Origin of the sequence: Candidatus Solirubrobacter pratensis, assembly GCF_000425945.1 — a bacterium.
GTDB classification, from domain to species: domain Bacteria; phylum Actinomycetota; class Thermoleophilia; order Solirubrobacterales; family Solirubrobacteraceae; genus Solirubrobacter; species Solirubrobacter pratensis.
In genome coordinates, this window is sequence record NZ_AUEK01000008.1 from 550,383 (window position 1) to 565,331 (window position 14,949).

General features: G+C 70.6%; 13 protein-coding genes. 1 reads left to right on the top strand and 12 read right to left on the bottom strand.

Annotated features, from left to right (window positions below; translation table 11 throughout):
* Window positions 1-29: 29 nt before the first annotated feature.
* The 12 genes from H958_RS0113230 to H958_RS0113285 form a co-directional block, all read right to left on the bottom strand.
* Complete coding sequence (locus H958_RS0113230; protein WP_196807335.1) at window positions 30-698, bottom strand: GntR family transcriptional regulator; 669 nt, start codon at window positions 696-698, stop codon at window positions 30-32.
* Between the two features lie 10 nt (window positions 699-708).
* Complete coding sequence (locus H958_RS0113235) at window positions 709-2,367, bottom strand: hydantoinase B/oxoprolinase family protein (RefSeq protein ID WP_028059020.1); 1,659 nt, start codon at window positions 2,365-2,367, stop codon at window positions 709-711.
* Complete coding sequence (locus tag H958_RS0113240) at window positions 2,364-4,037, bottom strand: hydantoinase B/oxoprolinase family protein (protein WP_037409922.1); 1,674 nt, start codon at window positions 4,035-4,037, stop codon at window positions 2,364-2,366. Before H958_RS0113240 ends, H958_RS0113235 begins: the two co-directional genes overlap by 4 nt.
* Window positions 4,034-6,100 carry a hydantoinase/oxoprolinase family protein gene (locus tag H958_RS0113245; RefSeq protein ID WP_037410091.1) on the bottom strand — a complete coding sequence of 689 codons (2,067 nt, stop codon included), beginning with the start codon at window positions 6,098-6,100 and terminating at the stop codon, window positions 4,034-4,036. Before H958_RS0113245 ends, H958_RS0113240 begins: the two co-directional genes overlap by 4 nt.
* On the bottom strand, window positions 6,097-7,353 hold the full coding sequence (locus H958_RS0113250; RefSeq protein WP_028059023.1) for a M20/M25/M40 family metallo-hydrolase: 1,257 nt from the start codon (window positions 7,351-7,353) through the stop codon (window positions 6,097-6,099). Before H958_RS0113250 ends, H958_RS0113245 begins: the two co-directional genes overlap by 4 nt.
* Window positions 7,350-7,655, bottom strand: coding sequence for a putative quinol monooxygenase (locus tag H958_RS0113255; protein WP_028059024.1), 306 nt, complete (start codon window positions 7,653-7,655; stop codon window positions 7,350-7,352). Before H958_RS0113255 ends, H958_RS0113250 begins: the two co-directional genes overlap by 4 nt.
* Window positions 7,652-8,644 (bottom strand): ABC transporter ATP-binding protein, encoded by a 993-nt coding sequence (locus tag H958_RS37025; protein ID WP_051324194.1) that lies wholly within the window; start codon window positions 8,642-8,644, stop codon window positions 7,652-7,654. The genes H958_RS0113255 and H958_RS37025 overlap by 4 nt, the downstream gene beginning before the upstream one ends.
* Window positions 8,645-8,726: 82 nt before the next feature.
* A complete protein-coding gene (locus H958_RS0113265) occupies window positions 8,727-9,698 on the bottom strand; it encodes an ABC transporter ATP-binding protein (RefSeq protein WP_028059025.1) in 972 nt (323 codons plus the stop codon).
* Window positions 9,699-9,700: 2 nt separating this feature from the next.
* Complete coding sequence (locus H958_RS0113270; RefSeq protein WP_196807336.1) at window positions 9,701-10,573, bottom strand: ABC transporter permease; 873 nt, start codon at window positions 10,571-10,573, stop codon at window positions 9,701-9,703.
* An 11-nt stretch (window positions 10,574-10,584) separates the two neighbouring features.
* Window positions 10,585-11,601 carry an ABC transporter permease gene (locus H958_RS0113275; RefSeq protein ID WP_028059027.1) on the bottom strand — a complete coding sequence of 339 codons (1,017 nt, stop codon included), beginning with the start codon at window positions 11,599-11,601 and terminating at the stop codon, window positions 10,585-10,587.
* 15 nt (window positions 11,602-11,616) lie between these two features.
* Entirely contained in the window at window positions 11,617-13,287 is a 1,671-nt protein-coding gene (locus tag H958_RS0113280) for an ABC transporter substrate-binding protein (protein ID WP_081685835.1), read from the bottom strand.
* 51 nt (window positions 13,288-13,338) lie between these two features.
* Complete coding sequence (locus tag H958_RS0113285) at window positions 13,339-14,451, bottom strand: M24 family metallopeptidase (protein ID WP_196807337.1); 1,113 nt, start codon at window positions 14,449-14,451, stop codon at window positions 13,339-13,341.
* Between the two features lie 220 nt (window positions 14,452-14,671).
* Between H958_RS0113285 and H958_RS0113290 the strand changes: the two genes are divergently transcribed.
* Window positions 14,672-14,854, top strand: a complete 183-nt coding sequence (locus H958_RS0113290) for a hypothetical protein (RefSeq protein ID WP_028059030.1) — start codon at window positions 14,672-14,674, stop codon at window positions 14,852-14,854.
* The last annotated feature ends 95 nt before the right edge of the window (window positions 14,855-14,949 follow it).

Sequence of the window (14,949 nt, forward strand, 5' to 3'; positions counted from 1 at the left end):
CGCGGCGTCGCTTGCTAGAGGCGCCGCGGTCAGGCCTCTGCGTGCCCCGCCCAGGCGCCACGCGTGTGCTCGAGGTGCACCGTCATGCTCCGCTGGGCGGCCGCCACGTCGCGGGCCTGGATCGCCTCGAGGATCGGGCGGTGCTCGGCGGCAATGGCCTCGAGCGTCTCCGCCGCGGCCAGGGACTGCAGTCCGACGATCCGCGTCTGGTCGCGCAGCTCCGCGACGATGCGCACCAGCCGGCGGTTGCCGGCGAGCGCGAGCAGCTCGAGGTGGAACGCGCGGTCGGCGACGAGGAAGGCCGACACGTCGCTGTTGGCCGCGGCGTCCTCGAGCTCCGCCAGCCGCGTCCGCAGCCCGTTGAGGCTCGCGTCAGACGCGCGCTCGACCGCCAGCGCGATGGCGGGGACCTCGAGCATCAGGCGCAACGCGCAGATCTCGTCCAGGTCGTTTTCATCGATCACCGTCACGCGGAAGCCGCGGTTGGGCAGCACCTCGACGAGGCCCGAGAGGACCAGCGCGAGCATCGCCTCGCGCACCGGCGTGGGCGAGACACCGAGGCGGTCCGCCAGGCTCGCCGCGGAGTGGATGGACCCGGGCTCCAGCTCGCCGCCGAGGATCGCCGCGCGCAGCATGGAGACCGCCTCCTCGCGCAGGTTCGTCCGCCGGATCGACCTCAGCTCGGTGCGGTCGGCCACCGGCGCTTCCTCACACGACCGGCCCGTAGACGTCACGCGCGTGCCGCTCGGCGAGCAGCCCGTCGCGCAGGTCGGCGACGACGAGCTCGCGCGGCCGCTCGCGGGGATCCCCGTAGCCGGCGCCGCTTCCCGTGTTGATGCGGACCACGTCGCCTTCCGCGAGCGGGATCATCGACGCGACCGCATAGCGCTCGCGCGCCCCGTCGCGCGCCCGGACCACCTCGACGAAGTTGGCCGAGCCCTCCGCGCCGCCCGCCAGCGACCACGGAAGGTTCGCGCTGCGCGTGTACGCGCAGGTCAGGGAGCAGCCGTTCGCCCGGACGCGGTACTCGAGGACGATGCCCTTGCCCCCACGGAAGCGGCCCTCGCCGCCATCGGCGAGGTTCAGCGCCAGCCGATCGACGAACAGCCCGTAGCGCGCCTCGGCGATCTCGGCCGGGCAGTTGAAGGTGTCGCCGTGGAACGGGCTGAACATCGCGCTGTTCCCGTCGCGCCGCGCCGACGCGCCCCACCCGCCGACCTGCGGCTCGACGATCGTGAAGTGCCGGCCCGTGTCGGGATGCCTCCCGCTGATGAACGTGCCGCAGACCGACGTGAACCCGCCGGCCGGCAGGCGGTCGCCGAGGTGCGGGGCGAGGCAGCGCAGGATCACGTCGAACAGCCGGATGCGCACCTCGGAGTAGATCGAGCACGCCGCCTCCGGAGCGGGATCGAACACCGTCCCCGGCCGCGTGAGCACGCGCAGCGGCACGAAGTGGCCCGAGCTCGCCGAGCCGCTGATCTGAGTGATCGTCATCAGCGCCATCTGCGCCGCGATCACCGCGCCGTCGCGCGACACGTTGGCCGAGCCACGATCCTGCTCCGGGTTGTCGCGCAGATCGACGACGAACTCGCCGCCGCCGATCTCCACGGCCACGCGATACGTCTTGCCGTCGTCCTGCGGCTCGGCCAGCTCATAGCGGCCCTCGGGCAGCTCGGCCAGCGCGCGCCGCATCACCCGCTCGCCGTGCGCGAGCAGCTCCTCGACGGCGGTGAGGAAGGTGTCCACGCCGTACTTGCGGGCCAGCTCGAGCACGCGCCGCTCGCCGAGCCGCACCGCCGCGACCTCCGCCCACAGGTCGCCGTGCAGGAAGTCCGGCAGGCGGCTGTTGACCTTCATGATCTCCAGCACCGGCTCGACGGCCCGGCCTTCGTCGAACAGCTTGACCGCGGGCAGCCGCAGTCCCTCCTGGAAGATCTCGCTCGCCTCGTTGGAGATCGAGCCGGGCACCATCCCGCCGACGTCGTTGAAGTGCGCGATCGTCGCGGTCCAGGCGATCAGCTCGCCGTCGGCGAACACCGGCAGCGCCAGGACCACGTCGTTGAGATGCGTGACGCCGCCGTAGAACGGGTCGTTGGTCACGAACACGTCGCCGGGCCGGATCTCGGCGTGCAGCTCGATGATCCGCCGCACCGCCTTGTCGAGCACGCCGACGAACGTCGGGATGCCCGCGCCGGCGGATGCGAGCTCACCGTGGCGATCGGTCACCCCCGTACCGGCGTCGAGGACCTCGTAGATGATCGCGCTCATGGCGGTCTTGCGCAGCACTGCGAACATCTCGTCGCCGGTCGCCTGCAGCGCCTCCTGGATGATCTCGAGCGTGATCGGGTCGGCGGCGAGCGAGGTCATGCGCCCGGCAGGCCGTACACCGCGCGGGCGCGCTCGGAGCTCAGCAGCCCGTCGCGCAGGTCGGCGAGCACCTGCTCGCGCGGCCGCTCGCGCGGGTCGCCATAGCCGGCGCCGTTGCCGGTGTGGATGCGGATCACGTCGCCTTCGTCGACCGTCAGCGCCGTCACCACCGAGTGGCGCTCGACCGTGCCGTCGGGCCGGATCACCTCCGCGTAGTTGGCCGAGCCCTCCTCGGCGCCCGCGAGCGCCCACGGCAGGTTCACGCTGCGCGTGTAGGCCACGGTGAGGAAGCAGCCGTTGCTGCGGACACGGTACTCCAGCACGATGCCCTTGCCTCCGCGGAAGCGCCCCTCCCCTCCGTCGGCCGGATTGAGCTCCAGCCGATCGACGAACAACCCGTAGCGCGCCTCGGCGACCTCGGCCGGGCAGTTGAACGTGTCCCCGTGGAAGCCGCTGAACATGGCGCTGTTGCCGTCGCGCCAGGCCGACGCGCCCCAGCCCCCGAGCTGCGGCTCGACGATCGTGAAGTGCCGGCCGGTGTCGGGGTGCAGGCCGCCGATGAAGGTGCCACAGATCGAGGAGAAGCCGCCCGCCGGCAGGCGCTCGCCGAGATGCGGGGCGAGGCAGCGCAGGATCGCGTCGTAGAGCCGGATCTCGACCTCGTAGTAGATCGCCATCGCCGCCGGCTCCTGCGCGTCGAACACCGAGCCCGGGCGCGTGAGCAGCTCCAGTGGCCGGAACGACCCCGCGTTGGCGACGCCCACGCCGGTGACGTTCATGAACACCATCTGCGCCGCGATCATCACGCCGTCGCGCGAGCCGTTGTTCGGCCCGCTGTCCTGGTCCGGGTTGTCGCGCACGTCGACGACGAACGCGTCGTCGCCGATCTCGACGATCACCTTGTAGACCTGGCCGCTGTCCTGCAGCTCCTCGAGCTCGAAGCGGCCCTCGGGCAGCGCGGCGAGCGCGTGCCGTGCCGCCTGCTCGCCGTAGTCCATGTAGGCCTCGACGGCGGCGAGGTAGAGGTCGACGCCGTACTTCCCGGCCAGCTCCGTGATCCGGCGCTCGCCCAGCCGTACGGCCGCGACGCCGGCCCACAGGTCGCCCTGCAGGTAGTCCGGCAGGCGGCTGTTGACCTTCATGATCTCCAGCACCGAATGGATCGGCGTGCCGGCGTCGATCAGCTTGACGGCGGGGAGCCGCAGCCCCTCCTGGAAGATCTCGTTCGCCTCATTGGAGATCGAGCCCGGGACCATCCCGCCGACGTCGTTGAAGTGCGCGATCGTCGCGGTCCACGCGATCAGCGTCCCGCCGGCGAACACCGGCAACGCGAGCACCACGTCGTTGAGATGCGTGACGCCGCCGTAGAACGGGTCGTTGGTCACGTAGACGTCCCCGGGGCGGATGCCGTCCAGGCCGTTGACCTCGATGACGCGCTTGACCGCCTTGTCCAGCACGCCGACGAAGCCCGGGATCCCGGCGCCCGAGGAGGCGAGGTCGCCATTGGCGTCGGTGATGCCGGTCCCCATGTCGAGGACCTCGTAGATGATCGCGCTCATGGCGGTCTTGCGGTACGCCGCGAACATCTCGTCGCTGATCGCCGCGAGCGCCTCCTGGATGATCTCGAGCGTGATCTGGTCCGCGGCGCTGCGGTCCTGGACGCCGGTCATGATTCGCCCCCCAGCTCGATGATCACATTGCCGTAGTCGTCCACGCGCGCCTCGTTGCCCGGGTGGACCACGATCGTCGACCCCTTCGTCTCCACGATCGCGGGCCCGTCGAAGCGCATCCCGGGCTCGAGCCGCTCGCCCGCATAGATGTCGGACTCGTGCACGCCCTCCGTCGCGAAGTCGACGCGGCGGCGTCCCGCACGCGCGGCGTCGAGCGGGCGCGTCGCCGGCGGCAGGGGCGCGGGCGTGAGCTTGCCGACCTCGGCGATCGCCACAACGTGCGTGCCGACGAACTCGACCGGAGCGTCCAGCCGGTACGTGTACTCGCGCTCGTAGGCGGCGTGGAACGTCTCGGCGATCTCGGCCACCGCGGCGGCGTCGATCGGCCCGTCGGGCAGCGCCACCTCGACGCTGTGCTCCTGGTTCTCGTAGCGCAGCTTGCCGTAACGGATGAAGCGCACGCGCTCGGCGGCGACCCGCTCGTCCTCGAACTGGGCGAGCGCGCCGTCGGTGACCTCGCGCAGCAGGTCGTCGATGGCGGACGCGCTGCCGGGCTCCAGGCCCAGCAGGCGCGTGACGAAGTAGTCGCGCCGCAGGTCGCTCATCAGCATCCCCCAGGCGGAGAACACGTCGGCGGCGAAGGGGATCACCACGCGGTGCATGCCGAGCTCGGCCGCGAGCGCGACGGCGTGCATCCCGCCCCCGCCGCCGAACGCGACGAGCGTGAAGTCGCGCGGGTCGTAGCCGCGGTTGACCGACACGAGCTTGAGCGCGTTGATCATGTTGTTGTTGGCGATCCGCACGACGCCGCGGGCCGCCTCCTCCGGATCGACGCCGAGGCCGCCGGCGAGCCGCCCGAGAGCGTGCTCGACCGCGCCCATGTCGGCCTCCTCGCCGCCGCGGAAGTTGTGCGCGTTGATCCGTCCCAGCACGAGGTTGGCGTCGGTCGTCGTGACGTCGGCGCCGCCGTGCCCGTAGGAGGCCGGGCCCGGCTGCGCGCCCGCCGACTGCGGCCCGACGTGGAGCTTGCCGAAGTCGTCGACCCACGCGATGCTGCCGCCGCCGTTGCCGATCTCGACCAGGTCCACGACCGGCAGCTGGATCGGGTAGCCGGCCGAGCGCCGGCTGCGCTCGATCCAGTAGTCGGACACGATCCGCACCTCGCCGCCCTCGATCAGCGAGCACTTCGCGGTCGTCCCGCCGATGTCGAGCGCGAGCACGTTCGGCTCGCCGATCAGCCGCCCGAGCTGCGCGGCCGCCCAGAACCCGCTCGACGGGCCGGACTCGACCATCGTGATCGGGATGTCCTTGGTCTTGGCGACGGAGTCCACGCCGCAGTTGGACTGCATGATGTACAGCTGCCCGTCGAAGCCCTCGTCGGTGAGACGGTCGGCCAGGCGTCCGAGGTAGCGCTCGGCGACGGGCTGGATATAGGCCGACAGCACGGTCGTGCTCGTGCGCTCGTACTCGCGCCACTCGCGGCTGATCTGATGCGACGCGGCGACGGCGAGCTCGGGCTCCAGCTCGCGCACGCGCTCGAGCACGGCCAGCTCGTGCGCCGGGTTGGCGTAGGAGTGCAGCAGGCAGATCGCCACCGCCTGCACGCCCTGCTCGCGGAAGTCGGCGAGGATCTCCGGCAGCCCGTCGAGCACCAGCGGCGCGCGCTCGCTGCCGGTCTGGCCCATGCGGCCGGGGACCTCGCGGCGCAGGTGGCGCGGGACGAACGGCGCCGGCTTCTCGTAGTGGAGGTTGAAGAAGTCGGGGCGGTTCCCGCGCGCGATCTCGAGCGAGTCGCGGAAGCCCTCGGTCGTGATCAGGCCCGTCTTGACGCCCTTGCGCTCGGTCAGCGCGTTGATGACGATCGTCGTCCCGTGGGCGACGAACTCGATCTGCGAGAGCGCGACGCCGCTCTTGTGCAGCACGTCCATGACGCCGCGCTCGAAGTCCGGCGGCGTCGTGTCGGCCTTGCCGGTGACGATCGTCTGGCGCCCGGTCTCCGGGTCCGTCGAGAAGTAGACGAGGTCGGTGAACGTCCCGCCGACGTCGGTGGCCGCGCGGATCATGCCGTCCACCCCGCGGTCGTCAGCGCCACGACGGTGGCGGCATGGACCAGGCTGTCGACGTCGACCCACTCGTCGGTCCCGTGCAGGTTCTCGCCGATCCCGCCGTAGCAGAGCCCGTGATCCGCGTAGCGCGTGTCGACCGTGCCGGTGTTCACGAGCGGCGCGACGGATTCGCCGAGGATCCGCTCGTGCGCCGCGTTGAGCGCATCGACCAACGGCCCGGTCTTCGGATGGTTGTGGGCGCGGGCACGGAAGCCCTCGAAGTGGATCTCCACGCCCGTGTCCTGAATCGCTGTGCGCATCCGCTCCTGGATCTCCTCCGGCAGCGTCTCCGGGCCGAAGCCGAAGCGGACGTACGCCGTCAGCTCGTAGGGGGTCGAGGCCGTCCACACGCCGCCCTCGATGCGGCCGACGGTCATGCCGTACGGTCGTTCGCGTACCGCGGCGAAGTCGGGGTCGCCGACCGCCGCGTTGATCTCGTCCTCGACCGTGCGCAGCGCGGCGACCGCTTGCGCGAGCCGGTCGAACGCGCCCTCGCCGGTGGCGAGCATCGAGTGACCGGCGCCGCCCGCCGCCACGAGCCGGCACCAGACGACGCCGGTCGCGGCGTGCGCGAAGCGCAGACCGGTCGACTCGCCGACCAGCACCGCGTCCCCGACGTGGCCGGCGCGCAGCACCGACCACATGCCGTTGCCGGTGCACTCCTCCTCGATCACGGTGGAGAACAGCAGGTCGCCGCGGCGCTCGGGGCAGAGCTCGGCGACGGCCTCGGCCGCGATCAGGTAGGCCGCCACGCCGCCCTTCATGTCGGCCGATCCGCGGCCGTACAGCCGGTTGCCGTCGAGCTCGCCGCCCCACGGGTCCCGGCTCCAGAGATCGGGTCGCTCGACCGGCACCACGTCGACGTGGCCGGAGAGGTGCATCGAGCGTCCGCCGCCGGCGCCGGGCAGGCGCCCGACGACCGAGGAGCGGCCCTCGTAGGACAGGAAGGGGTAGCCCGCGTACGGGTCGCCCAGCGCCGCCTCGGCGTCGACCGTGACGCGCTCGGTGCTGAAGCCGATCACGCGCAGCCGCTGCTCGACGATCCGCTGCACGGACGCCTCCTCTCCCAGCACGCTGCGCTCGGCGACGAGCGCGCGCAGGAGCTCGACGAGGTCGTCGCGGCGACCCGCGACGTGGTCGACCAGCGCCTCGGCTTCGAGCCGGCGGTGGGTCCTCCGGCGCTCCGAGAGACTCCCTGACGGCACGCTCATGCGCCGACCTCGTGCACCAGCTCGAGCACCCGGCCCTGCGGGTCCTCGGCCAGGAAGGGCTCCAGCTGGTCCCCGATCCGCTCGCGCACCGGGTTGTCGAGCCAGCCCTGGTAGGAGGCCGGCGAGTCCCACCGCGCGATCACCATCGCGGTGTCGGGATCCTCGACGTCCACGAGCAGCCGCCCGCTTCGGAAGCCGGTCTGTGCGCGCGAGGTCTCCAGCACCTGGATGCGGGTGAAGGTCTCGACGAAGTCGTCCCGCCTGCCCGGCAGGAATCTGAACCGTAGGACGCTCTCGGTCATGGGGTGGGGTTCCAGCTCCCGTTGTCGTGTTCTCGTTGAAAGCGCACGCAGCGCGTCGCGTGTCCGGGCGTCACCTCGATCAGCTCCGCCGGGACCTCCGAACAGACCGGCTTGGCGAACGGGCAGCGCGAGACGAGGTGGCAGTGCGCGGGCGGATCGATCGGCGACATCGGCTCGCCGCGCATCGTGAGGCGCTTGCGTCGCTGAGACGGATGATCGACCGGGATCGCCTCGATCAGCGCGCGCGTGTACGGATGCGCGGGCCGGCTGAGCACGACCTCCCTGGAGGCGATCTCGACGATCCGCCCGAGGTACATGACCGCGACGCGGTCGGCGAGCAGGTTGACGACCGCGAGATCGTGCGAGATGAACAGGAACGCGAGATCGCGCTCGCGCTGGATGTCGCGCAGGAGATTGATGATCTGCGCCTGCACCGACACGTCGAGCGCCGAGGTCGGCTCGTCGAGCACGACGAGCTTGGGCCGCGGGGCGAGCGCACGGGCGATGCCGACCCGCTGCTGCTGCCCGCCGGACAGCTGATGCGGATAGCGATCGATGTGCTGCGGGCCGAGCCCGACGATCGCGAACAGCTGCTCGAGCTCAGCGCGCAGATCGTCCTTGGAGACGATGCCGTGCAGCAGCAGCGGCTCGGCGACGAGCTCGCCGACCGTGTGGCGCGGGTTGAGCGAGTCCAGCGGATCCTGGAAGACCATCTGCATCTCGCCGCGCAGGCCGCGCACCTCGCGCGAGCGCAGCCCGGTCACGGCGTGGCCGTCGATCGCGACGTCGCCGAGCGTGGGCTCCTCGAGCCGCAGCACGCAGCGCCCGACGGTCGTCTTGCCGGACCCGCTCTCGCCGACGAGCGCGAGCGTCTCCCCGCGCTCGATCGAGAGCTCGACGTCGTCGGCGGCGACGAGCTCGGCGCGCGCGCGGAACCCGGTCTTGAGGCGGTAGACCTTCCGCAGCCCGCTGACCTCGAGCAACGGCATCAGGCAGCCCTACCTTTGGTCGTGCCGCGGGAGCGAGCCCCCCGGCGAGTTCCCGCCGAAGCATGCGAGCGTGCAGCGCGAGTCATGCGGCCACCTCCCGCCAGAAATGGCACTCCGTCCAGTGCGCGGGCGCGACCTCCTCGTGCGCCGGCCGCTCCTGCGCGCAGACGTCCTTGGCGTGGGGGCAGCGCGGATGGAACGGGCAGCCGCCCGGGCGCTCGCGCAGGTCGGGCACCGAGCCCGGGATCGCGTTCAGGCGCCCGTGGTCGCCGAGCGTCGGGCGCGAGCCGAGCAGGCCGATCGTGTACGGGTGGCGCGGATGGTCGAAGATCTCCGCCACCGGCCCCTCCTCGACGATCCTGCCGAGGTACATCACCATCACGCGGTCGCACAGCTCGGCGACGACCGAGAGGTTGTGCGTGATCAGCACGAGCGTCAGCCCGTGCTCGCGCCGCAGCCGCGCGAGCAGCTCGATGACCTGCAGCTGGACGGTCACGTCCAGTGCGGTCGTCGGCTCGTCGGCGATCAGCAGCTTCGGGTTCGACGCGAGCGCGAACGCGATCATCACGCGCTGGCACATGCCGCCCGACAGCTCGTGCGGGTAGCGGCGGAGGATCCGCTCCGGATCGGGCAGCCCGACGTCCACGAGCAGCTCGATCGACGCGCGCCGCGCTTCGGCGCCCTTGAGCCCGCGGTGCGTGCGAAGCACCTGCGCGAGCGTCCGTTCGACGCGGAACAGCGGGTTCAGCGACGAGCGCGGGTTCTGGAAGATCATCGAGATCTCCTCGCCGCGGATCGCGTTCATCTCGCGGCCGCCGAGCGCCAGCAGGCCGTTGCCGCGGAACAGGATCTCGCCCGCCTCGACCCGGCACGACGGCGGCAGCAGCTGCAGTACCGACAGCGCCGTCATCGTCTTGCCCGAGCCGCTCTCGCCGACGATGCCCAGGATCTCGCCCTGCTCGACGGCGAACTCGACGCCGTCGAGCACGCGCGCGGTCCCGTCGGCCGACGGGAAGCCGGCGGTCAGGCCCTGCACCTCCAGGATCGGTGCCATGGCTATCGCTGCCTCCGGTCGATCATGTCGCGAAGCCCGTCGCCGATCAGGTTGAACCCGAGCACGGCGATGGCGATCATCAGGCCGGGGAAGAACGAGACCCACCACTCGCCGGTGGCGATCCGGTCGATGCCCAGCGACACCATCACGCCCCACTCCGGCGTCGGCAGGTGGATGCCGAGGCCGATGAAGCTCAGGCCCGCCGCGTCGAGGATCGCGTAGCCGAACTGCAGCGTGGCCTGGACGAAGATCGGCGCCCAGGTGTTGGGGAGCAGATGCCAGCGCAGCACGCGGCTCGGCTTGGCGCCGACCCCGACGGCCGCCATCGCGTAGCTCGAGCGTTTGACGACGAGCAGGCTGCCGCGCATCAGGCGCGCGTAGATCGGGACGTTCACGAGCGAGATCGCGATGATCAGGTTCTGCAGGCTCGGGCCGAGCGCGCCGGCGATGCCGAGCGCGAGGATGAAGCCCGGGAACGCCGACAGCATGTCCATGATGCGCATCAGGACCTCGTCGAACGCGCCGCCGATGAAGCCCGCTGCCGCGCCGATGGCGCAGCCGAGCAAGAGCCCGATCGCGACCGCCGCGAAGCCGATCGTCAGGTCCCAGCGCGCGCCGTAGAGGCAGCGGCTGAAGATGTCCTCGCCGAACTCGCCCGTGCCGAAGAGGTGCGAGCCGGATGGCGGCGCGAGCGTGTTCGACGGGTCGAGGTCCTCCGGCCCGTGCGGCGCGATCAGCGGCGCGAAGATCGCCACCAGGATCAGCGTGAGCATGATCGCGAAGCCGAGCGCGGTGACGGGGTTGGAGCGGATCCGCCGCGCGAGCGCGCGCGGCCCCAGCCCAGACCTGGCGGCCTGCGCCGGGACGGTGATCATCGAGCCCGCGCTCATCGTGCGGCGCGCGCCGTGCGCACGCGGGGGTCGATGGCGATGAAGAGGAGGTCGACGATCAGGAACAGCAGCACGTAGATCGTCGTCGCATAGAGGATGAAGCCCTGCACGGCGGGATAGTCGTTGGAGGTGATCGCGTTGAACACGTAGTTGCCGAGGCCCGGCCACGCGAAGACGTTCTCGACGAGCACGACCCCTCCCAGCAGGTAGCCGTACAACACCGCGACCATCGTCACGAGCGGCATCAGCGCGTTGCGGAACGCGTGCCGCAGCACGACGGTGCGCGCGCCGAGGCCGAGCGAGCGCGCGGCGCGCACGTAGTCGGAGTCGAGCGCCTCGATCATGCCCGAGCGCGTGATCCGCGCGATCGGCGCCATCACGCCGAACGCGAGCACGCAGACCGGCAGCGCCAGCGCTTGCGCCGAGGAGCCGAGCGCCTCCCAGTTGCCGGTCAGCAGGCTGTCGATCGTGTACAGCCCGGTGATGTCGGTCGGCGGATCGATCCGCGGATTGATGCGGCCGTACGGCGCCGGCAGGATGTGCGCCTTGAAGAACAGCAGGTAGAGCAGCATCAGGCTCGTCCAGAAGACGGGCAGCGCGATGCCGCTCACCGCGATCACGCGCGAGACGTGGTCGATCACGCGGCCGCGCCGCACGGCGGCCAGGATCCCGAGCGGGATGCCCGTCGCGAGCGCGACGATCATCGCGTACAGCGTCAGCTCGAACGTCGCGCCGAAGCGGGACACGAGGTCGCTGAGGACCGAGTGGCTCGTGCTGAAGGAGGTGCCGAGATCGCCGTGCAGCAGGTTCCCCAGGTACGTGAAGTACTGGACCACGAGGGGCTGGTCGAGCCCGTACTGCTGGATCAGCGCCTCGCGCACCTCCGGGCTCGCCTGCGGACTGACCAGCGACGCGATCGGGTCGCCCGGGATGACGCGCGTGAGCAGGAACGTCACGAACGTCACCCCGAGCAGCACGGGGATCAGCAGGATGATGCGGCGGAGGACGATCACGTCGGCCGCGGCCCCCTAGCCCTTCCCGGACTTGTACAGATACCGGTAGCGCGTGAAGGTGTCCGCGGGGAAGTACGTGTAGCCCTTGACGTTGGAGCGCATCGCGACGACGTAGTTGGGCTGATACAGGAACGACCACGGCGCGTCGTTCATGATCATCTGCTGGATCTTCACCGAGTCGGCGTCTCGCGTCGCCTCGTCGTCGGACAGCAGGTCCTTGTCGATCAGGCTCTTCACCTGCGCGTTGTCGTAGTTGGTGTAGTTGCAGCAGTCCGAGTCGAAGAGCCAGTACAGGTGGTAGAAGGGATCGTTGTTGATCGAGATCCAGTTGTTGAAGAAGAAGAACCCCAGTTGATGCTTCTGCAGGCGCGAGTTGTACGTCGCGCCGGGCAGCTGGTTGATCGTCACCTTCACGCCGATCTGCTTGAGCGACTGCTGGACCCAGATGGCCGTCTGCTTGCCCTGGTCGTTGCCGCTGGCCACCTGCAGCGTCGTCGAGAAGCCCTTCGGGAAGCCGGCCTGCGCGAGCAGCGCCTTGGCCTTGTTGAGATCGGTCGTGTACGTGTTGAACTTGTCCGTGTGCGTCGGCGTGCCGAGCGGGATCGGGCTGGTCATCTGCTGCCCGTAGCCGAGCAGCACCTTGTCGATGATCGTCTTGTACGGCACCGCGTAGTTGATCGCCTGGCGCACCTTGACGTTGTCGAACGGCTTCGTCTTGGAGTTCATCCCGAGGAACACGACGTTGCGGCTCGGCTCGTTGACGATCTGGATGTCCGCGTTCTGCTTGGCCTTCTGGATGTCCTTGAGCGGCAGCCCGAACGCGATGTCGACCGCGCCGCTCTGCAGCAGCTGGTAGCGCGTCGACGGGTCCGGGATCACCTTGAAGATGATCTTCTGGATCTTCGGCTGCGGCCCGCGGTAGCTCGGGTTGGCGGTCAGCACCCACTGCGACCCCGACGTCCAGCTCTGCAGCTGGTACGGGCCCTGCGCCCCGCCGCCGACGTTGGTGCTCAGCCAGTCGTGCGCGAACGGGTCAGACGCGGTCTTGTGCTGCGCGATCAGCTTCGGGTCGAGGATCGAGTTGCCGAACTGGGCCATGTTGCCGAGCAGCAGGTTGTTGGCCTTGTCGAGGTGGAACTGGACCGTGTCGTCGCCCTTGACGGTGACGGCGTTCTTGTCCTTGACCGCGGCCATCGAGATCAGGCTCGCGGTGACGCCCTTCTGGTTGAACACGCGGTCGTAGGTGTCCTTGACGGCCTGCGCGTCGAGCGGGTTGCCGTTGAGGAACTTCAGCCCTTTGCGAAGCTTGAAGGTGAGCACCGTGTGCGACTTGTTCCACGTCATGCTCTGGGCGATCGCGGGCACGAACTGGTTCGCGTCCCCGACCGGCTTGCCGTCGGCGTCGGCGACCTTGTAGTCGACCAGCCAGTCGTAGACGTTGGTCAGCATCTCCTGCGTCACCTGGTCGCCGCTGGAGAGCGTCGGGTCGAGGTTCTGCAGGTCCTCCGGCTGGGCGACGATCAGCGTGCTGTCGTCCTGTGCGGTCGCCGGCGTGCCGCCGGAGCCCGAGTTCGACGACGACCCGCCACCGCAGCCGGCGGCCGCCGCCCCGATGGCGATCGCCATCGCGCCGGCGAGCACCGCGCGCCCGGCGCGGCGCCGTATGGGATGGTGCAAACTGCTCATCGCGGAGGTCCTCCCTCCCCTAGAACTTGCCGGACGTACGTACTGCTGGTGCTAGCCGGCGACGATGTGGACGTCGCGTGGCAGCGAGCTGAAGCGCTCGCAGCCGGTCTCCGTCACGTGCACGATCTCCTCGAGGCGGACCCCGAGCTCTCCTGGGAGATAGATGCCGGGCTCGACGCTGTGGACCACGCCGGGGCGCAGCTCGACGTCGCAGCCCCGCATGATCCAGGGCGGCTCGTGGACCGACAGGCCGAGCCCGTGCCCCGTGCGGTGGACGAAGTACTCGCCGTAGCCCGCGTCGTCGATCACGCCGCGCGCGGCGGCGTCGACCTGGGCGCAGGTGGCGCCTGGCTTGGCGGCCGCCATCCCGGCGACGACCGCGGCCTCGACGATCGCGTGGATCTCCCGGTAGCGCGCCGTCGGCTCGCCGATGAAGGCCATTCGCGTGATGTCGGACACGTAGCCGCCGAGGCGGCCGCCGATGTCGATGACCACCGCATCGCCCTCTTGGAGCGGACGCGGTCCGGTGTGGTGGTGCGGATAGGCCCCGTTAGGCCCGCCGCCGACGATCGCGAACTCGGGCGTGCTGCCGCCGGCGCGCAACGCGCGCTCGACGGCGTCGCCGACCGCCAGCTCGGTGACGCCGGGCGCGCACGCGGCGAACGCCGCCTGCACGGCCTGGTCGGCGACGTCTGAGGAGCGCTGCAACGCGTCGAGCTCGGTGGCGTCCTTGGCCTCGCGCAGGGGGCCGACGACCAGCGTCGCGGTCACCGTCTTGGCCGCCGGCAGCGTCTCCTGCAGCAGCATCAGGTGGTCCGCGCGCATCTCCGGGTCGGCCGCGACGCGCTGCGCGGAGGCCCCGGCGACGCGGTCGAGCGTCGCGCGCAGCGCATCCCCGGGCCCGGCGTCGTCGCTCCAGCGGACCAGCTCGAGCTCGGGCGCCTCGGCGGCGGCCTGCTCGGCGTTCAGGCTGGGCATCAGCACCGCGGCTCCGTTCGCGGTCACGAGCAGCATGCACGCGCGTTCGTCGCCCTTCGGCGAGAAGCCGAGCAGGTAGCGGATGTTGTCCGAGGGCGCGATCGCGGCGAGGTCGACACCCGAGCGGGCCATCTCCCCGCGCAGCGACTCGAGCCGCTTCGCCCGCGTCTCCGCGGCGATCGTCACGACCGGCCTCTGCCACGCAGCGTCATGCGCCGCGTCATGTCCGACCGCTCACACCGTTCTCGTGTCATGCCGAGACCTCCTCCATCCCGCGACGCGTGTCGCCTCCGCGACGCGCCCCATTCGACAGCGTGAGGTGTACCATATTACCGGTGACGTTGCTCTGCTACTCCCTCTGGTCCAACCGCACAGGCCAGTCGGTCGACGCAGGGCCGAGCGGCGGGTGAGCGGCGCCGAAGGCCCGCGGTTCATCGGCGCGGTGGAGCTGAAGGCCGCGATCGAGCACGTCGCGATCGTGGGCCGGAATCCGGCGCGCGCCGCCGACGAGGTGACGGTCTTCAAGTCGGTCGGGCCGGCGCTCGAGGACCTCGCGATCGCCGCGGCCGTGGCTCGCGCTGTCGGCTAACTACTTGCCCCGGAAATAGTCGCGGTCGTTGACGCGGTTCCGTCCGACGCGGTAGGGATCATTTGCCTGCAAATCGCGCGATTTTGGAGGTTGGC

Coding starts and splice junctions, on each gene's coding strand:
- H958_RS0113255 (WP_028059024.1), bottom strand. CDS start 7,655: ATGACCGAGAGCGTCCTACGGTTCAGATTCCTGCCGGGCAGGCGGGAC.
- H958_RS0113250 (WP_028059023.1), bottom strand. CDS start 7,353: ATGAGCGTGCCGTCAGGGAGTCTCTCGGAGCGCCGGAGGACCCACCGC.
- H958_RS0113240 (WP_037409922.1), bottom strand. CDS start 4,037: ATGACCGGCGTCCAGGACCGCAGCGCCGCGGACCAGATCACGCTCGAG.
- H958_RS0113270 (WP_196807336.1), bottom strand. CDS start 10,573: ATGATCACCGTCCCGGCGCAGGCCGCCAGGTCTGGGCTGGGGCCGCGC.
- H958_RS37025 (WP_051324194.1), bottom strand. CDS start 8,644: ATGCCGTTGCTCGAGGTCAGCGGGCTGCGGAAGGTCTACCGCCTCAAG.
- H958_RS0113265 (WP_028059025.1), bottom strand. CDS start 9,698: ATGGCACCGATCCTGGAGGTGCAGGGCCTGACCGCCGGCTTCCCGTCG.
- H958_RS0113245 (WP_037410091.1), bottom strand. CDS start 6,100: ATGATCCGCGCGGCCACCGACGTCGGCGGGACGTTCACCGACCTCGTC.
- H958_RS0113280 (WP_081685835.1), bottom strand. CDS start 13,287: ATGAGCAGTTTGCACCATCCCATACGGCGCCGCGCCGGGCGCGCGGTG.
- H958_RS0113235 (WP_028059020.1), bottom strand. CDS start 2,367: ATGACCTCGCTCGCCGCCGACCCGATCACGCTCGAGATCATCCAGGAG.